The following is an 18,910-nucleotide window of genomic DNA, read 5'->3' on the forward strand; positions in this document are numbered from 1 at the left end:
GCGAACGGAGCACCGAGCACACTCTGGCGCCTTTGGACTTGAGGCGTGGCGCAGGGATAGCGAGTACGCACATACCCCCGCGGCCCCGCCCCACAACCGAGCCCGAGGCGCAGACCCCCAGGCGACCTCGCACATACCCCCGCGGCCCCGCCCCCCCAGACGAACAGGAGGCGAACCCAGCCACCACCCAAGGCCCTGCCCCCACCGCCCCACCGCCCCCCCAGCCCCACCCCTAGCCCTCTCTCGCCCCCGCCCCCACCCCCGCATCCCGCAACAAAACCGAAAGCAACCGCACCGCGCCCCGCTTGTGCAGAGGTTCGTTGCCGTTGCCGCACTTGGGGGACTGGATGCACGAAGGGCAGCCCGCCTCGCACTCGCAGGAGGCGATCGCCTGCCGCGTGGCCGTCAGCCACTCCCGCGCCGTGTGGAAGGCCCGCTCGGCGAAGCCCGCCCCGCCGGGGTGGCCGTCGTACACGAACACCGTGGGAAGGAGCGTGTCCGGGTGCAGCGGGACGGAGACGCCCCCGATGTCCCATCGGTCACACGTGGCGAACAGCGGCAGCATGCCGATGGACGCGTGCTCGGCGGCGTGCAGGGCGCCGCCGAGGATCTCGGGATTGACGCGGGCGGCGTCCAGTTGGTCTTCGGTGACGGTCCACCAGACCGCCCGCGTGCGGAGCGTACGAGGAGGGAGGTCGAGTTTGGTCTCGCCGAGCACCTCGCCGGTGAGGACGCGGCGACGCAGGAAGGAGACGACTTGGTTGGTGACTTCGACGGAGCCGTAGCAGAGCCGCCCGGCGCCCCAGGGGACCTCGGTGTCCGTCTCCAGGATGGAGATCGCCGTCGTGTCGCGAGCGGTCGTGGAGTAGGGCGGAGCGGCCTCCTCGACCAGGGCCACGGAGTCCTCCAGGTCGAGGTGGCGGACGAGATACGTGCGCCCTTGGTGGAGGTGGACGGCCCCCTCGTGCACGGTGGTGTGCGAGGCGGACGCGTCGACGGTGCCGAGGAGCCGCCCCGTGCCCTCCTCGACGATCTGGACGGGGTTGCCGCCCTCGCCGCGGATGTCGGTGAGGTCGGCGGCCCGCTCCCGCCGGGTCCAGTGCCAGGCCTTGGTCCGGCGCCGGAGCAGCTTCGCGGCTTCCAGTTGTGGGAGCAGTTCCTCGGCGGTGGGGCCGAAGAGCGCGAAGTCGTCCTCGACGAGGGGGAGTTCGGAGGCGGCGGCGCACAGGTGGGGCGCGAGGACGTACGGGTTGTCGGGATCGAGGACCGTGGACTCCACGGGCTGCTGGAACAACGCCTCGGGGTGGTGGACGAGATACGTGTCCAGTGGGTCGTCCCGGGCGACGAGCACGGCCAGCGCGCCCTGCCCCGACCGCCCGGCGCGCCCGGCCTGCTGCCAGAGGGAGGCCCGGGTGCCCGGGTAGCCGGCGATGAGGACGGCGTCCAATCCGGAGACGTCGACGCCGAGTTCGAGCGCGGTGGTGGCGGCGAGGCCGAGGAGTTCGCCGGAGTGCAGGGCGCGTTCCAGGGCGCGGCGCTCCTCGGGGAGGTAGCCGCCGCGGTAGGCGGCGACGCGGCGGACGAGGGAGCGGTCGACCTCGGCGAGGCGTTCCTGGGCGATGACGGAGATGAGTTCGGCGCCGCGCCGGGAGCGTACGAAGGCGACGGAGCGGACGCCCTGGACGGTGAGGTCGGTCAGGAGGTCGGCGGTCTCGGCGGTGGCGGTGCGGCGGACAGGGGCGCCTTTCTCGCCGTGCAGGTCCGTCAGTGGCGGCTCCCAGAGGGCGAAGACGAGGTCGCCGCGGGGTGAGGCGTCGTCGGCGACCTCTCGCACCGGCACCCCGGTGAGGCGCTCCGCGGACGCCGCTGGGTCGGCGGAGGTGGCGGAGGCGAGGAGGAAGACGGGTTCGGAGCCGTAGCGGGCGCAGAGGCGACGGAGGCGGCGCAGGACCTGGGCGACGTGGGAGCCGAAGACGCCGCGGTAGGTGTGGCACTCGTCGATGACGACGTAGCGAAGGGCGCGCAGGAAGGAGGACCAGCGGGGGTGGGAGGGGAGGATTCCGCGGTGCAGCATGTCGGGGTTGGTCAGGACGTAATTGGCGTACTGACGCACCCATTCGCGTTCTTCGAAGGGCGTGTCGCCGTCGTACACGGCGGGGCGCACCGCGTTGCCGAGGGGGGCGGCCAGTTCGCGGACGGCCCGGCGCTGGTCGGCGGCGAGGGCCTTGGTGGGGGCCAGGTACAGGGCGGTGGTGCCGCGGCCGTTGGGCGCTTCGGAGCCGTCGAGGAGGGCGGAGAGCACGGGTGTGAGGTAGGCCAGGGACTTGCCGGACGCGGTGCCGGTGGCGACGACCACGGACTCGCCGTCCAGGGCGTGCTCGGCGGCCTGTGCCTGGTGGGCCCAGGGGTGCTCGATGCCCGCGGCCCGGACGGCGGATATGACCTCGGGCCGGATGCGGTCGGGCCAGACTGCATACCGGGCCTCGCGCGGGGGCAGGTGCTCCGTATGAGTGACGCGCGATGCACGGCTCGGCCCCGCGGTGAGCCGGTCCAGGACGGTCCGCGGGGACGTGCTTGCCGGGGCGCCCGCAGCGGGTCCTCCGGGAGGAGAAATTTTGGCCATCGGCATCGAGTGTGTCACTGGCGGGATGGACAATGGTCCGAAGGCGTCGTGCATGCGTGCCTGTAAGTGATTGAATGCCATCGCGGCTGGCGATCCGTCCTGGGGGCTCTGCCGAGGTGTCCCGAGGGATGACCGCTCGATAGCAAGGTGCTGGAGGATCCGTGGACCTGTCCCTGTCGACCCGTACCGTCGGCGATCGTACGGTCGTCGAGGTCGGTGGCGAAATCGATGTATATACCGCGCCCAAGCTGCGCGAGCAGTTGGTCGAGCTGGTGAACGACGGCAGTTTCCATCTTGTCGTCGACATGGAGGGCGTGGACTTCCTCGACTCCACCGGGCTCGGCGTGCTGGTCGGCGGCCTGAAGCGGGTGCGTGCCCATGAGGGCTCGCTGCGCCTGGTCTGCAACCAGGAGCGCATTCTGAAGATCTTCCGCATCACCGGCCTCACCAAGGTGTTCCCGATTCACACCTCGGTCGAGGAAGCGGTCCAGGCCACCGACTGAGTGGTGGCCTCGGCTGAGTGGCTTCGGCCGATTCGGCCCGAGCGGCTGCGGCCGACCGGAAGTGAGACGTCCCGGGCCCTTGGGTCCGGGACGGCAGTACAGCAGGGGACCGGGCCTGCGGGCCCGGCCCTCTGACAGCACGCGCGTCTGTCGAGGGGGATGCATGGCCACCGTTGAACTCCGCTTCAGCGCGCTGCCCGAACACGTCAGGACTGCCCGCCTCGTGGCGGCCGCGGTGGCGCGCAGGGCCGGGGTGGACGAGGCCGTCCTCGACGAGGTCAGGCTCGCGGTCGGTGAGGCCTGCACGCGTGCCGTCGGGCTCCATCAGAGCAGCGGGGTGAACGCACCGGTGCGGGTGGCGCTGATCGAGGACGAGAAGCAGTTCTCCATCGAGGTCGGGGACGAGGCGCCTCGTGCGGCGCCCGGTGGCCGGGCGTCCGGCACGCTGCTCGACGACGGTGACGACGCGGAGGGCGAGGACGAGATGGGCCTCGCGGTCATCAGCGGCCTCGTGGACGACGTGGAGGTCACGTCCGGCGAGTCCGGCGGCCTCATCCGCATGAGGTGGCCCACGACGCCGGCGACGCTTCTGCCCTGACGCCCCCCTCCACTCCGCAGACCCTGTCACCACCCTGTAGGCCCTGTCACCACCACGGTGAACAGGGCCTTTTATTTTTCGATCATTTATTTTGATCATTTAATGGCGTCGGATCGGCGATCCACATCTTCGACGTCAACGGGTTTGAGGCATTACCGCTTTCGGGGCCAATCTTCGCCCCCGATCATTTGCTGAGAAGCGATCTCAGGTCAATTCCGTTTGTGGTGCTCTGTTTTGATCAGGTTCCGCTCCCTACAATCCGTCCACATCTTGAGCTCAGCCCAAGCGTCAAGGAGGACGAATGGCGGGGCTTTCTACCCCTCATCAGTTTGACCACCCCTCAACCTTCGCAGCCGCAGTCCTGACCGACGACAACCGCCTCATCGTGATGGTCATCGCGGCCGTCGCGCTCGCGGCTCTCGTCGTCGCGGGTGTGCTCGTACGACAAGTACTCGCGGCAGGCGAGGGCACCGACAGCATGAAGAAGATCGCGAAAGCGATCCAGGTGGGCGCGAATGCCTATCTGGGACGCCAGCTGCGCACTCTCGGCGTATTCGCCGTCGTGGTGTTCTTCCTGCTCATGCTGCTGCCCGCGGACGACTGGAATCAGCGCGCCGGCCGATCGATCTTCTTCTTGGTCGGAGCGGCGTTCTCGGCGACCACCGGCTATATCGGTATGTGGCTCGCCGTGCGCAGCAACGTTCGTGTGGCAGCCGCCGCCCGAGAGGCCACTCCGGCAGAAGGCGAGCCTGAAAAGGATCTCACCGCCGTATCGCACAAGGCCATGAAGATCGCTTTCCGCACGGGCGGCGTAGTCGGCATGTTCACGGTGGGGCTCGGTCTGCTGGGCGCCTCCTGTGTGGTGCTCGTCTACGCGGCCGACGCGCCGAAGGTGCTCGAAGGTTTCGGCCTCGGCGCCGCGCTGATCGCGATGTTCATGCGAGTCGGTGGCGGCATCTTCACCAAGGCCGCCGACGTCGGCGCCGACCTGGTCGGCAAGGTCGAGCAGGGCATTCCGGAGGACGATCCGCGCAATGCCGCGACCATCGCCGACAACGTGGGCGACAACGTCGGCGACTGCGCCGGTATGGCCGCCGACCTCTTCGAGTCCTACGCCGTGACGCTCGTCGCCGCGCTGATCCTCGGCAAGGTGGCGTTCGGCGACTCCGGGCTCGCCTTCCCGCTGATCGTCCCGGCCATCGGTGTCGTGACGGCGATGATCGGCATCTTCGCGGTGGCGCCCCGGCGCTCCGACCGCAGCGGAATGAGCGCCATCAACCGCGGCTTCTTCATCTCCGCCGTCATCTCGCTCGTCCTCGTGGCCGCGGCCGTCTTCGTCTACCTGCCGTCCACGTACGCGGACCTGGACGGCGTGACGGACGCCGCGATCAAGGCCCACGACGGCGATCCACGGGTCCTCGCGCTCGTCGCCGTCGCCATCGGCATCGTGATGGCCGCACTGATCCAGCAGCTCACCGGCTACTTCACCGAGACGACCCGGCGTCCCGTCCAGGACATCGGCAAGACCTCGCTCACCGGTCCCGCCACCGTCGTCCTCGCCGGTATCTCCATCGGCCTGGAATCGGCGGTCTACACCGCGCTCCTGATCGGGCTCGGCGTGTACGGGGCGTTCCTGCTCGGCGGTACGTCGATCATGCTCGCCCTCTTCGCGGTCGCGCTCGCCGGTACGGGACTGCTCACCACCGTCGGCGTCATCGTCGCCATGGACACCTTCGGTCCCGTCTCCGACAACGCGCAGGGCATCGCCGAGATGTCCGGCGACGTCCAGGGCGCGGGCGCGCAGGTGCTCACCGACCTGGACGCCGTCGGCAACACCACCAAGGCCATCACCAAGGGCATCGCCATCGCGACCGCGGTCCTCGCGGCCTCGGCGCTCTTCGGCTCGTACCGCGACGCCATCGCGGAAGCGGCCAAGGACGTCGGCGAGAAACTCGGCGACGGCGCTCCGATGAACCTGGTGATGGACATCTCACAGCCCAACAACCTGGTGGGCCTGATCCTCGGCGCCGCGGTCGTCTTCCTCTTCTCGGGACTCGCTATCAACGCGGTGTCGCGGTCGGCGGGAGCCGTGGTCTACGAGGTGCGGCGGCAGTTCCGCGAGCACCCCGGGATCATGGACTACACCGAGGAACCGGAGTACGGGCGCGTCGTCGACATCTGCACCAAGGACGCGCTGCGCGAGCTGGCCACGCCGGGTCTGCTCGCCGTGCTCACCCCGATCGCGGTCGGGTTCTCGCTCGGTGTCGGCGCGCTCGGCTCGTTCCTCGCGGGCGCGATCGGCACGGGCACCCTGATGGCGGTCTTCCTCGCCAACTCCGGTGGTGCCTGGGACAACGCGAAGAAGCTCGTCGAGGACGGCCATCACGGCGGCAAGGGCAGCGAGGCCCACGCCGCGGTCGTCATCGGCGACACCGTGGGCGACCCGTTCAAGGACACCGCGGGCCCGGCGATCAACCCCCTGCTGAAGGTGATGAACCTGGTGGCGCTGCTCATCGCGCCCGCGGTCGTCAAGTTCAGCTACGGGGACGACGCCAGCGTCGGGATGCGGGTGCTGATCGCGGGGCTCTCCATCGCGGTCATCATCGGCGCGGTCTACGTCTCCAAGCGGCGCGGTATCGCCGTCGGGGACGAGGGCAACTCGGGACGGGTGGCCAAGTCGGCCGACCCGGCCGTGGTCTCGTAACCGCTCCGGCAACACGCGGGCGGGCGGCGCTTTCTGATGCGCCGTCCGCCCGTCGGCGTGAGCGGGGGCGCCCGTGAGGCTTCTCTCGCGCCCCTACCGTTCCCCCGCTTGGTGCAAATGGCTGCAATAGCGGTAGTACCGGGCCCCCGGCATGCGGATGTCGCCCAGTTGGCGTGTAAGTTCCGGGGCCGAGAGCCACGGAAGGGACCAATCCGGTGAACAAGAAGCTTGCAGCCGCACTGTCCGGCGGTGCGGTACTGGTACTCGCTCTGTCAGGGTGCAGCAGCGACGACGGCAACAAGGAACTGGACGACTGGGCCAAGAAGGTCTGCGACTCCGTCCAGCCGGAGTCGAAGAAGATCGCGGACGCCAACGCCGCGATCCAGAAGGAGACCTCCGACAACAGCTCGCCGGCCGACGTCCAGAAGACCGACTCCAAGGCGTTCAAGGACATGTCCGACGCCTACAAGTCGATGGGCGACGCAGTGAAGAAGGCGGGCGCGCCGCCGGTCGACGACGGCAAGAAGAAGACAGACGACGCCGTCAAGGAGCTCAACGCCATCTCCAAGTCGTACGGCGACCTGAAGAAGCAGGTCGACGGCCTGGACACCAAGAACCAGGCGGACTTCGCGGACGGCCTCAAGGACGTCGCCGGAGAGCTCGACAAGCTGAGCAAGAGCGGCAACGAGGCGCTGGAGAAGCTGCAGGAGGGGGAGGTCGGCAAGGCGATGGGCAAGCAGGACAGCTGCAAGAGCGCGTCCGCCACGCCCTCCGCCAAGAACTGACCCCTTCCGGCCGTACCTTCCCGATGCCCCCGACGCCCAGGCGGCGCCGGGGGCGTCGGCGCACCGGGCGGGCCACAATGGAGGGGTGAGTAACGCCAGCCGCAACGCCAGCCTCCCCCTGCCCGCGTCCGACCGCCCCGACGCAGCCGCCGCCCTGCGGGACGCGCTGCTCGCCGCCGACTTCACCGCCGACGGGCTCCTCGAACTGCTCGGCGCCCCCGCCTACACGGCGCTCGCCCGCAGCGAGACCGTGCCGGCGCTGCGGGCCACGCGAGGGGACAGTGCTCTCGCGGCGCTCGTACGCCTCTTCCTGCTGCAGGAATCCGTGCCCCACGCGCGCGTGGCGGACGTTCTCCCCGTCGGCGTACTCCTGGAGAGCGACTGGCTGACCGAGCGGGACGGGGAGCTGTGGGCGACGGTCGACGTGCGGCCGTACGGCGGGCCGGGCGGTGAGGACTGGTTCATCGTCTCCGACCTGGGCTGCGCGGTCGGCGGCGCGGGCGGCATCGGCAGCCACGACGAGGGCGTCGTCCTCGGGGTCGGCGGCGCGTCCACCACCCTGGCCGGCATCACGGTGCGTACGCCCGTCGCGTGCGCCCTCGACCTCGGCACCGGCTCCGGCATCCAGGCGCTGCACGCCGCCCAGCACGCCACGCGCGTGACGGCCACCGACCTGAACCCCAGGGCGCTGCGGTTCACCCGGCTCACACTGGCCCTCTCCGGGGCACCGGAGGCCGATCTGCGCGAGGGCTCGCTCTTCGAGCCGGTGGGGGAGGAGACGTACGACCTGATCGTGTCGAATCCGCCCTTCGTGATCTCGCCGGGGGCGCGGCTGACCTACCGGGACGGCGGGATGGGCGGGGACGATCTGTGCCGGTCGCTCGTTCAGGAGGCGGGGGAGCGGTTGAACGAAGGGGGGTACGCGCACTTCCTGGCCAACTGGCAGCACGTGGACGGCGAGGAGTGGCAGGACCGGCTGCGGTCCTGGGTGCCGCGCGGCTGCGACGCCTGGATCGTGCAGCGCGAGGTGCAGGACATCACGCAGTACGCCGAGCTGTGGCTGCGGGACGCCGGGGACCACCGCACGGACCCCGGGCAGTACGCGGCGCGGTACGACGCGTGGCTGGACGAGTTCGAGGCGCGGGGCACACGCGCCGTCGGGTTCGGCTGGATCACGCTCAGGAAGTCCGGATCCGATGAGCCGTCCATCACTGTCGAGGAGTGGCCGCACCCCGTCGAGCAGCCGCTCGGCGACACGGTCCGGGAGTTCTTCGAGCGGCAGGAGTACCTGCGTACGCACGACGACGCCGCGCTACTCGCCGGGCACTTCAAGCTCGCCGACGAGGTCGTGCAGGAACAGGTCGGGCTGCCGGGCGCCGAGGACCCCGAGCATGTCGTGCTGCGCCAGAACCGCGGGATGCGGCGGGCCACCAAGGTCGACACCGTGGGCGCCGGGTTCGCGGGCGTCTGCGACGGCTCGCTGAGCGCCGGGCGGATCCTGGACGCCATCGCGCAACTGGTGGGGGAGGACCCGGTGTTGCTGCGGGACCGGACGCCCGCGCAGATCAGGCTCCTCGTGGAGCAGGGGTTCCTGCTGCCGGTCGGGGCGTAGCGGGTCTGCGCACCGCACCCGCGCGGTGGGAGGAAACCGGCCAACATCACGCTCGTACGGGGCATTTCGGAGCTCGTAGGGGGCATTTCGGGTGGGGTGTACGGGGCTTTCGGGTGAGGTGTACGGGCGGGCCGCTCGCCGTTCACCCCGATGTCGTCCTCCCGATTCCCGTGCGTGCCAGCCTCCCGGCAGGGGAACTCGGCACGGGGAGGCACGACCATGGAGAGCGGACCAGCGATCTTCGCCGGGACGGTGTTCGCACTGTTCGGAGCCGGACTGATGCTGTGGACCGGTGCGCGTGTCGCGCACCGCGCTCCCGTCGCCCAGGGTGTGAACCCCGTCGCATCGGCGACGTTCGCCCTGCTCGCCGGAACGGGCGCGCTGCTGCTCGGGGTGTGGTGCTTCACGCGGCTGTGACGTGGTGCCGACGACGCGGCGGACCCTCTCCTTCCAGTCGTCCTGCGGGCGCCGGCCGCACGGGGTGCCGGAAGAGCGGTGGCTACGCCGGGCGGCAGGAATGGCGGTAGTCGGGTTACCGTTCGAGTGGCCGTTGCGGGCTTTTCCCGTTTGACACGGGGGCGGGATGTACCGTCACACTCCGCAGCGACAGCGCAACGCAAGCCATGCGGGCACTGCCACCGCACTGCCAGAGCCCTGCCACCACGCAGCGCCACCGGGCGGTGCGGCCGAGCGGTGCCGCCGCGCACTGCCACCGAGCGTCGACCGGAGAGAAGAGCGAAGTTGTCCCCGACCAGCGAGACCGCACAGGGCGGCCGCCGACTCGTCATCGTCGAGTCGCCTGCCAAGGCGAAGACGATCAAGAGCTACCTCGGCCCCGGCTACGTAGTCGAGGCCAGCGTCGGGCACATCCGCGACCTCCCCAACGGCGCCGCGGAGGTGCCGGAGAAGTACACCGGCGAGGTGCGCCGCCTCGGCGTGGACGTCGAGCACGACTTCGCGCCCATCTATGTCGTCAACGCCGACAAGAAGGCGCAGGTCAAGAAGCTCAAGGACCTCCTGAAGGACTCCGACGAGCTCTTCCTCGCCACCGATGAGGACCGCGAGGGCGAAGCCATCGCGTGGCACCTCCTTGAGGTCCTGAAGCCCAAGGTCCCCGTCCACCGGATGGTCTTCCACGAGATCACCAAGGACGCGATCCGCAGCGCCGTCGCCAACCCGCGCGAGCTCAACAAGCGCATGGTCGACGCCCAGGAGACCCGCCGCATCCTCGACCGCCTCTACGGCTACGAGGTCTCGCCGGTCCTGTGGAAGAAGGTCATGCCGCGCCTGTCGGCCGGCCGCGTCCAGTCCGTGGCCACCCGCCTCGTCGTCGAGCGGGAGCGCGAGCGCATCGCCTTCCGCTCCGCCGAGTACTGGGACCTGACCGGCACCTTCGGCACCGGCCGCGCCGGCGACGCGTCCGACCCGTCGCAGCTCGTCGCCCGCCTCACCACGGTCGACGGCAAGCGCGTCGCCCAGGGCCGCGACTTCAACTCCGTCGGCCAGCTCAAGGCGGGCAGCACGGGCACCCTGCACCTGGACGAGGCGAACGCCCGCGCGCTGGCCGCCGCCCTGCGGGACACCGACTTCGCCGTACGCTCCGTCGAGTCGAAGCCGTACCGCCGCTCGCCGTACGCGCCCTTCCGTACGACGACGCTGCAGCAGGAGGCGAGCCGCAAGCTCGGCTTCGGCGCCAAGGCGACCATGCAGGTGGCCCAGAAGCTGTACGAGAACGGCTTCATCACCTACATGCGTACGGACTCCACGACGCTCTCCGACACGGCTGTCGCGGCCGCCCGGGCCCAGGTCACGCAGCTCTACGGCAGCGACTACCTGCCGGACAAGCCGCGTACGTACGCCGGGAAGGTCAAGAACGCGCAGGAGGCGCACGAGGCGATCCGCCCCTCGGGTGACCGTTTCCGCACGCCCGCCGAGACCGGCCTGACCGGCGACCAGTTCCGGCTCTACGAACTGATCTGGAAGCGGACCGTCGCCTCCCAGATGAAGGACGCCACCGGCAACTCCGTCACGGTGAAGATCGGCGGCCGCGCCTCCGACGGCCGCGACGCCGAGTTCAGCGCGTCCGGCAAGACCATCACCTTCCACGGCTTCCTCAAGGCCTACGTAGAGGGCGCCGACGACCCGAACGCCGAGCTGGACGACCGCGAGCGCAGGCTCCCGCAGGTCAGCGAGGGCGACGCGCTCTCCGCCGACGAGATCTCGGTGGACGGCCACGCGACCAAGCCGCCGGCCCGCTACACCGAGGCCTCGCTGGTCAAGGAGCTGGAAGAGCGCGAGATCGGCCGCCCGTCGACGTACGCGTCGATCATCGGCACGATCCTCGACCGCGGCTACGTCTTCAAGAAGGGGACGGCGCTCGTACCGTCCTTCCTGAGCTTCGCCGTGGTCAACCTGCTGGAGAAGCACTTCGGCCGGCTCGTCGACTACAGCTTCACCGCCAAGATGGAGGACGACCTCGACCGCATCGCCCGCGGTGAGGCGCAGGCCGTGCCGTGGCTGCGGCGCTTCTACTTCGGCGAGGGCGAGGCCGCGGGCGGCGCGGCCGACGCGGGCAACGGCGACGGCGACCACCTCGGCGGCCTGAAGGAGCTCGTCACCGACCTCGGCGCCATCGACGCCCGCGAGGTGTCGTCCTTCCCTGTCGGCAACGACATCGTGCTGCGCGTCGGCCGCTACGGCCCCTACGTCGAGCGCGGCGAGCGCGACTCCGAGAACCACCAGCGCGCGGACGTCCCCGACGACCTGGCGCCCGACGAGCTCACCGTCGAGTACGCGGAGGAGCTGCTCGCCAAGCCGAGCGGCGACTTCGAGCTGGGCGCCGACCCGGTCTCCGGCAACCAGATCGTCGCCAAGGACGGCCGCTACGGCCCGTACGTGACGGAGATCCTCCCCGAGGGCACCCCCAAGACCGGCAAGAACGCGGTCAAGCCGCGCACGGCCTCCCTCTTCAAGTCCATGTCGCTCGACACGGTCACCCTTGAGGACGCCCTCAAGCTGATGTCCCTGCCGCGCGTGGTCGGCACAGACGCCGAGGGCATCGAGATCACCGCGCAGAACGGCCGGTACGGCCCGTATCTGAAGAAGGGCACCGACTCGCGGTCCATCGAGACCGAGGAGCAGCTCTTCACCATCACGCTGGAAGAGGCCCTGGAGATCTACTCCAAGCCGAAGCAGCGTGGCCGCGCCGCCGCGAAGCCGCCGCTGAAGGAGCTCGGCGAGGACCCGGTCAGCGGAAAGCCGGTCGTCGTCAAGGACGGCCGCTTCGGGGCGTACGTCACGGACGGCGAGACGAACGCGACGCTGCGGGCGGCGGACTCCGTCGAGGACATCACTCCGGAGAGGGGCTACGAGCTCCTCGCGGAGAAGCGGGCGAAGGGTCCTGCCAAGAAGACGGCGAAGAAGGCCGTGAAGAAGACCGCTGCCAAGAAGGCGCCCGCCAAGAAGACGGCCGCCAAGAAGACAGCGGCCAAGAAGACCACCACGGCGAAGAAGACCACCGCCAAGAAGACGGCGGCCTCCAGCAAGGCCGCCGCTTCGGAGGACTGACCTCCGACACCTCACCCAGCGGGCGCCACCCGGACCGGACGGTCGTTTGTTCGGGTGGCTCCTCGGGGAGTGGGTCCGTCCAGATAGGCTGGACGGATGACGCGTGCCGAGCAGCCAACGGCCGGAATTCCGGCCCCCGACGACGCCCTGGTCGCAGATTCCCGAGAGCGCGCCGTACGCGCCTTGCTGCGCGTACCGCAGCTGAAGCGGTTGTGGAGTGCCCACCTCGTCGACAGTGTCGGCGACGCGCTCGCGCTGCTCGTCCTGGTGATCCTCGCGCTCCAGTCGTCCATCGCCGAAGGTGCCTTCGGAGGCGGCTACCGAGGAGCGGCCTTCGCCGTGACCGCCGTCTTCGGAGCGCGCGTTCTCGCGACACTGCTCTTCGGAGCGGTGCTTCTCGGCCCGCTCACCTCGCTCACCTCTCCGGACGGGCCGCTCGACCGCCGCTGGACCATGATCGGCGCCGACGGTCTGCGGACCGCCCTGCTGGTCGTCGCGCCGCTGTGGATCGACTGGACCCCGGACGACGCCCTCGCGGTGATCCTGGTGACGGCCTTCGTCGTCGGCGTCGCCGAGCGCTTCTGGACGGTCGCCAAGGAGAGCGCGGCGCCCGCGCTGCTGCCCGCGCCGCCCCTGGAGGGCGCGACGATACGGCCCCTGCCCGACCACATGGACGCCCTGCGCCGCCTGTCCCTGCGCACGGGATTCCTGGCGCTGCCCGTCGCGGCCGCGATCCTCGTCGCCATCACCCTCGTCGGGAACGTCCTCGGCGCCGGCATCGACTGGTTCGACCTGCACCAGGCGGGCCTCGCCTCCTTCGTGGCGGCCGGGCTCTTCGCCGCGTCGCTCTCGATCCTCTACTTCCTCGAACTTCCCGGTACGCAGACGCCACGCGCGCGTAGCCCCCTCGAAGGGCTGCGCAGGCCGCGCACCGGCACCGGCCCCGACAAGGGCCGCACCGGCGCGATCCCGCACTTCGTCGCGGCCTGCGCCGCCGTCGCCGGAGCCGTCGCGGCGGCCGTCGCCGTCGCCGTGCTGCACGCCAAGGACCTGGGCGGCGGGCCCGTCACGTACGGCCTGATCGTCCTCGCCCTGACCGGCGGCACCGCCGTCGGCATCCGCGTCGCGCCGGCCCTGCTGCCCTCGCTCTCGCGCCGCCGGCTGCTCGCCCTCGCCATTGCCCTCACCGGCGTCGCGCTGCTCGCCGCGGGCCTCGTGCCCGACGTGACCACCGTGCTGCTGCTCCTGGCCCTCACCGGGGTCTGCGCGGGCGTCGCGGCGAACATCGGGCACGCGCTCCTCGACCAGGAGGTCGAGGACTACCGCAGGGCCCGCACCACGGAGCACCTCCACGCCGTCGTACGCCTCGTCCTCGCGCTCGGCGCGCTGGTGGCCCCGGTGGTCGCCGCCGCGATCGGGCCGCACCGCATGGTCAACGGCAAGTTCGTCTTCGACCACGGCGGCGCCGCCTTCACGCTGATGCTGGTCGGCGCGCTGCTGCTGCCGGTGGCCGCGCTGGTCCTCGCCAAGGCCGACGACCGCCAGGGCATACCGCTCCGGCGCGACCTGCTGGACGCGCTGCGCGGCGGCGACGACCCGGCACAGGTGCCGTGCGGCACCGGCTTCTTCATCGCCCTGGAGGGCGGCGACGGCGCGGGCAAGTCGACGCAGGCCGAGGCGCTCGCCGAGTGGATCCGCGCCAAGGGGCACGAGGTCGTCGTCACGCGTGAGCCGGGCGCGACGCCCGTCGGCAAGCGGCTGCGGTCGATCCTCCTCGACGTGTCGTCGGCCGGTCTCTCGCACCGTTCCGAGGCGCTCCTGTACGCCGCCGACCGCGCGGAGCACGTCGACACCGTCGTACGCCCCGCTCTCGAACGCGGCGCCGTGGTCATCTCCGACCGCTACATCGACTCGTCCGTCGCCTACCAGGGCGCCGGGCGCGACCTGTCGCCGACCGAGATCGCCCGCATCAACCGCTGGGCGACCGGCGGCCTCGTACCGAACCTGACGTGCCTGCTCGACGTGTCTCCCGAGGCCGCCCGCGAGCGGTTCACGGAGGCACCCGACCGCCTTGAGTCGGAGCCCGCCGAGTTCCACGCGCGCGTGCGCTCCGGTTTCCTCACGCTCGCCGCCGCCGACCCGGGGCGGTACCTGATCGTCGACGCGGCCCAGGAGCCGGAGGCGGTCACGACCGTCATCCGGCACCGGCTCGACCTGGTGCTCCCGCTCTCCGAAGCCGAGGTGAAGGCACGCGAGGAGGCCCGCAGGGCCGCCGAGGAGGAGGCGCGGCGCAAGGCCGAGGAAGAGGCCGCGCGCAAGGCCGAGGAGGAGCGGCTCGAACGCGAGCGCCAGGAGCAGCTCGCCAAGCTCCGCGCCGAGGAGGAGGAGCGCAAGCGGCGCGAGCTGGAGGAGGCCCAGCGCCGCGAGGCCGAGCGGCAGGCCGAGGAGGCCAGGAAGCGCGCCGAGGAGGCCCGCCGCAAGGCCGAGGAGGAGCAGGCCAGGCTCCTCGCCGAGGAGAAGGCACGGGCGGCCGAGGAGGAGCGGCGCCGCCGGGAGGCCGAGGAGGAGGCGCGGCTGCGCGCCGAGGCGGAGGAGCGGCGCCTGGAGAAGCAGCGCAAGGCGGAGGCCGCGCTGCTGCGGGCGGAGGAGGCGCGGCGGCTCGCGGCGGCTTCGGCGGCCGCGGCCACGGCTGCTTCGGCTCCGGCTGCCCCGTCGCCGGTCTCGACTCGCAAGGCTGCCCCTCCGTCTGCTCCTTCCGCTCCTTCTGCTCCTGAGCGGAAGACGGCGGCTCCTGAGCCGGTGGCGCCGGACGTGCCCGACAACGAGACCACCGTGCCCACGCCCGTGGTGCAGCCGCCTTCCGGGGCTGCCGACGAGACGGCCGTCCTGCCGGCGGTCGGCGCCGAGGGTCCCGGTACGAAGGGTCCCGACGCGGAGGACACCGCGGTGCTGCCGCAGCCGCCCGCACCCGCTGGTGCCGCCGACGAGACGGCCGTGCTGCCGGCCGTCCAGGAGGACAAGGTGCCGCCGGGGTACTTCCGGGACGAGCGGCCCGCGAGTGCGCCCTCGCCCGACGGTTCCGACGACCGGACCCGCGAGCTGCCCCAGATCGAGGTCGACGAGCAGGGCGTGCCCCGGCGGCCGTCCTCCGAGTGGGCCGAGGAGACGCCGCTGGACGACCTGCCGTCGCTGGCGGACGAACTGCTCGGGTCGCACGAGGACGAGGACGCCCCGGACGACGACGGTGACGGCCGGGCGCGGCGCGGCCGACGAGGTCGCTGAGCACCGCGGCCGGACCGGATTGTCAGAGGTGTCCTCCACAATGGGCAGTCCGGGCAGGCGATGGGCGGTCCGGGCAGGAGCAGAGCGCAGCGTAAGGCGGTGACCCCATGAGCGTGTGGGACGACCTGGTGGGGCAGGAGCGGGTGAGCGAGCAGCTGGGCGCCGCCGCCCGGGACGCCGACGCGCTGGTGACGGCGGCCGCCACGGGCACCCCGCCGCCGGAGGCGTCGAAGATGACGCACGCCTGGCTGTTCACGGGCCCGCCCGGCTCCGGCCGCGCCACCGCCGCGCGCGCCTTCGCCGCCGCGCTGCAGTGCACCAGCCCGGACCGGGCGCTCGGCGGCGCCCCCGGCTGCGGCTTCTGCGACGGCTGCCACACCAGCCTGATCGGCACCCACGCCGACGTGGAAGTGGTGCGCACGGACCTGCTCTCCATCGGTGTGAAGGAGACCCGCGACCTCGTCCGCCGGGCACAGCTCTCGCCCGCCGTCGGACGCTGGCAGGTCATCGTCCTGGAGGACGCCGACCGCCTCACCGAGGGCGCGGGGAACGTCCTCCTGAAGGCCGTGGAGGAGCCCGCCCCCCGCACGGTGTGGCTGCTCTGCGCGCCCTCTCTGGAGGACGTGCTGCCCACCATCCGCTCCCGCTGCCGCCACCTGACGCTGAGCACGCCGCGCGTGGACGCGGTCGCCGACGTGCTCGTACGGAGAGACGGCATCGAGCCGGACGTCGCCGCGGCCGTGGCGCGCGCCACCCAGGGCCACATCGGCCGCGCCCGGCGGCTCGCGACCGACCCGCGCGCGCGTGAGCGCAGGGCCGCCGTCCTGAAGCTGCCGATGCGGGTGACGGAGATCGGCGGCTGCCTCAAGGCCGCGCAGGAGCTGATCGACACGGCGACCGAGGACGCGAAGCAGGTCGCCGAGGAGGTCGACGGCAAGGAGACCGAGGATCTGAAGGCGGCGCTCGGCGGCGGGCAGGGCGGCCGGATGCCGCGCGGCACGGCCGGCGTGATGAAGGAGCTGGAGGACAGACAGAAGCGCCGCAAGACCCGCACGCAGCGCGACAGCCTCGACCTCGCGCTCACCGAGCTGACCGGGCTCTACCGGGACGTTCTCGCCCTGCAGCTCGGCTCGCGGGTGGCCATCGCCAACACCGAGGTGCAGGACATGCTGGAGCGCATGGCCCTCGGGACCTCGCCCGAATCCACGCTGCGCCGCATCGAGGCCATCGGCGCCTGCCGCACCGCCCTCGACCGGAACGTGGCACCGCTGCTCGCGGTCGAGGCCATGACGGTGGCGCTGCGGGCGGGGTGAACGCCCCCGGCCGGGACGCGGATCGGCGGGCTGCGCGGACAGCTCGGGATGCTCGGATCCGACTCGGGGTTCGGATTCACTCGTACGAGCGCGCTGCGTAATCACTCGCTCTCGGAGAGTTACGCTCGCGTGATGGACCTCAGCCGTCACGGCCGTCGCAGCCGTCGCAGCCATCACCTCCCCTTCCGTACGTGCGGCACTCTGTTCGTGACCGCCGGGCTGCTCATGTCCGGCTGTTCGTCCGGAAGTTCGACGGCGGACGCTTCGATGGCGTCACTGTCCCGCTCGACGCCCGCGGAGCTCGCCCCGTACTACGGGCAGAAGCTGAGCTGGCACGAGTGCGGCGCCCCCGGATTCGAGTGCGCCACCATGAAGGCCCCGCTCGACTACGCCGAGCCCGCGGCGGGCGACATCGAGCTGGCGGTCGCCCGCAAGCAGGCCACCAAGAAGAAGGGCCGCCTCGGCTCGCTCCTGGTCAATCCGGGCGGCCCCGGCGGCTCGGCGATCGGCTACCTCCAGTCGTACGCGGCACTCGGCTACCCCGCGGAGGTCCGGGCCCGCTACGACATGGTCGCCGTCGACCCGCGCGGGGTGGCCCGCAGTGAGCCCGTCACCTGCCTCGACGGCAAGCGCATGGACACGTACACGCAGACCGACGTCACCCCCGACGACCAGCGTGAGACGGACGGCCTGCGCGCCGCCTTCGAGACGTTCGCGGAGGGCTGCGAGGCGCGGTCGGCCAAGGTCCTTCCGCACGTCTCCACGGTCGAGGCGGCCCGCGACATGGACGTCCTGCGGGCGGCGCTCGGCGACGAGAAGCTGTCGTACGTCGGCGCCTCGTACGGCACTTTCCTCGGCGCGACGTACGCGGAGCTCTTCCCGCGCCGCGTGGGCCGCCTGGTCCTGGACGGGGCGATGGACCCGTCGCTGCCCGCACGGCGGATGAACCGCGACCAGACGGCCGGCTTCGAGACGGCGTTCCGGTCCTTCGCGAAGGACTGCGTGGCGCGCGGCGCGGAGTGCCCGCTGGGCGCCGAGAGCCCCGACGACGCGGGCAGGCGCCTCAAGGCGTTCTTCCGCGGCCTGGACCGTGAGCCGTTGACGGTGAAGGGGAGCGGCGGCATCGGCGGCGGTCAGGTCGGTGAGCTCGGCGGCAGGAAGCTCGGCGAGGCGCTCGCCACGACGGGCGTGATCGCCGCGATGTACGACGAGGCGGGCTGGCCCCAGCTGCGCGACGCGCTCACCTCGGCGATGGAGGACAAGGACGGGGCGGGCCTGCTCGCCCTCTCCGACGCCTACTACGAGCGGGACGCCGAAGGAAAGTACGCGAACCTGATGTTCGCCAACGCCGCCGTGAACTGCCTGGACCTGCCGCCGTCCTTCAGCTCCCCGGCCGAGGTCCGCAAGGCGCTGCCCTCCTTCCGCAAGGCCTCCCCGGTCTTCGGCGAAGGCCTCGCCTGGTCCTCGCTGAACTGCGCGTACTGGCCGGTGCGGGCCACGGGAGCGCCGCACCGCATCGAGGCGAAGGGCGCGGCGCCGATCCTCGTCGCCGGCACGACCCGCGACCCGGCCACCCCCTACCGCTGGGCGAAGGCCCTCGCCTCCCAGCTCTCCTCCGGCCACCTCCTCACCTACGAGGGCGACGGCCACACGGCGTACGGCCGCGGCAGCGAGTGCGTCGACTCGACGGTCAACGCCTACCTCCTGGCGGGAACCGTCCCGAAGGACGGAAAGCGCTGCTCATAGCCGTCAGGAGGGGGTGTGCGGAGCGCTCTGAAAAACTGTGTAGACTTGGCCGCGTTGCTGATCGCACGATGGTGCGGACAGCGCGCCGCCTTAGCTCAGATGGCCAGAGCAACGCACTCGTAATGCGTAGGTCTCGGGTTCGAATCCCGAAGGCGGCTCTGTGGAAGCCCCAGGACT

General features: G+C 71.3%; 11 protein-coding genes and 1 tRNA gene. 11 read left to right on the top strand and 1 reads right to left on the bottom strand.

Going from position 1 to position 18,910, the window contains the following annotated elements; all coding sequences use genetic code 11:
* Positions 1-232: 232 nt before the first annotated feature.
* Complete coding sequence (locus AB0H82_RS33405; RefSeq protein WP_362999271.1) at positions 233-2,704, bottom strand: DEAD/DEAH box helicase; 2,472 nt, start codon at positions 2,702-2,704, stop codon at positions 233-235.
* A gap of 80 nt (positions 2,705-2,784) precedes the next feature.
* On the opposite strand from AB0H82_RS33405, the gene bldG reads away from it, so the two are divergent.
* The 11 genes from bldG (at position 2,785) to AB0H82_RS33460 (ending at position 18,891) form a co-directional block, all read left to right on the top strand.
* Positions 2,785-3,126: an anti-sigma factor antagonist BldG gene (gene bldG, locus AB0H82_RS33410; RefSeq protein ID WP_362999272.1), complete on the top strand. Its 342-nt coding sequence runs from the start codon at positions 2,785-2,787 to the stop codon at positions 3,124-3,126.
* A gap of 163 nt (positions 3,127-3,289) precedes the next feature.
* Positions 3,290-3,724: an ATP-binding protein gene (locus tag AB0H82_RS33415; protein WP_362999273.1), complete on the top strand. Its 435-nt coding sequence runs from the start codon at positions 3,290-3,292 to the stop codon at positions 3,722-3,724.
* A 301-nt stretch (positions 3,725-4,025) separates the two neighbouring features.
* Positions 4,026-6,428, top strand: coding sequence for a sodium-translocating pyrophosphatase (locus AB0H82_RS33420; RefSeq protein ID WP_362999274.1), 2,403 nt, complete (start codon positions 4,026-4,028; stop codon positions 6,426-6,428).
* 215 nt (positions 6,429-6,643) lie between these two features.
* Positions 6,644-7,213: a small secreted protein gene (locus AB0H82_RS33425; protein WP_362999275.1), complete on the top strand. Its 570-nt coding sequence runs from the start codon at positions 6,644-6,646 to the stop codon at positions 7,211-7,213.
* An 85-nt stretch (positions 7,214-7,298) separates the two neighbouring features.
* Positions 7,299-8,825, top strand: a complete 1,527-nt coding sequence (locus AB0H82_RS33430) for a class I SAM-dependent methyltransferase (protein ID WP_362999276.1) — start codon at positions 7,299-7,301, stop codon at positions 8,823-8,825.
* Positions 8,826-9,044: 219 nt separating this feature from the next.
* Entirely contained in the window at positions 9,045-9,242 is a 198-nt protein-coding gene (locus AB0H82_RS33435) for a hypothetical protein (protein WP_362999277.1), read from the top strand.
* A gap of 324 nt (positions 9,243-9,566) precedes the next feature.
* A complete protein-coding gene (gene topA / locus AB0H82_RS33440) occupies positions 9,567-12,392 on the top strand; it encodes a type I DNA topoisomerase (RefSeq protein WP_362999278.1) in 2,826 nt (941 codons plus the stop codon).
* A 96-nt stretch (positions 12,393-12,488) separates the two neighbouring features.
* On the top strand, positions 12,489-15,674 hold the full coding sequence (tmk, locus tag AB0H82_RS33445) for a dTMP kinase (protein ID WP_362999279.1): 3,186 nt from the start codon (positions 12,489-12,491) through the stop codon (positions 15,672-15,674).
* 107 nt (positions 15,675-15,781) lie between these two features.
* Entirely contained in the window at positions 15,782-16,987 is a 1,206-nt protein-coding gene (locus AB0H82_RS33450) for a DNA polymerase III subunit delta' (protein ID WP_362999280.1), read from the top strand.
* 132 nt (positions 16,988-17,119) lie between these two features.
* The gene (locus AB0H82_RS33455) at positions 17,120-18,733 is read left to right on the top strand and encodes an alpha/beta hydrolase (RefSeq protein WP_362999281.1); all 1,614 of its coding nucleotides are present in this window, start codon (positions 17,120-17,122) and stop codon (positions 18,731-18,733) included.
* Positions 18,734-18,817: 84 nt separating this feature from the next.
* Positions 18,818-18,891: transfer RNA gene (locus AB0H82_RS33460), tRNA-Thr, on the top strand.
* The last annotated feature ends 19 nt before the right edge of the window (positions 18,892-18,910 follow it).

It is taken from the genome of Streptomyces sp. NPDC050732 (assembly GCF_040654255.1).
GTDB lineage: Bacteria > Actinomycetota > Actinomycetes > Streptomycetales > Streptomycetaceae > Streptomyces.

Coding starts and splice junctions, on each gene's coding strand:
- tmk (WP_362999279.1), top strand. CDS start 12,489: ATGACGCGTGCCGAGCAGCCAACGGCCGGAATTCCGGCCCCCGACGAC.
- AB0H82_RS33415 (WP_362999273.1), top strand. CDS start 3,290: ATGGCCACCGTTGAACTCCGCTTCAGCGCGCTGCCCGAACACGTCAGG.
- AB0H82_RS33435 (WP_362999277.1), top strand. CDS start 9,045: ATGGAGAGCGGACCAGCGATCTTCGCCGGGACGGTGTTCGCACTGTTC.
- AB0H82_RS33420 (WP_362999274.1), top strand. CDS start 4,026: ATGGCGGGGCTTTCTACCCCTCATCAGTTTGACCACCCCTCAACCTTC.
- AB0H82_RS33450 (WP_362999280.1), top strand. CDS start 15,782: ATGAGCGTGTGGGACGACCTGGTGGGGCAGGAGCGGGTGAGCGAGCAG.
- AB0H82_RS33455 (WP_362999281.1), top strand. CDS start 17,120: ATGGACCTCAGCCGTCACGGCCGTCGCAGCCGTCGCAGCCATCACCTC.
- AB0H82_RS33405 (WP_362999271.1), bottom strand. CDS start 2,704: ATGGCATTCAATCACTTACAGGCACGCATGCACGACGCCTTCGGACCA.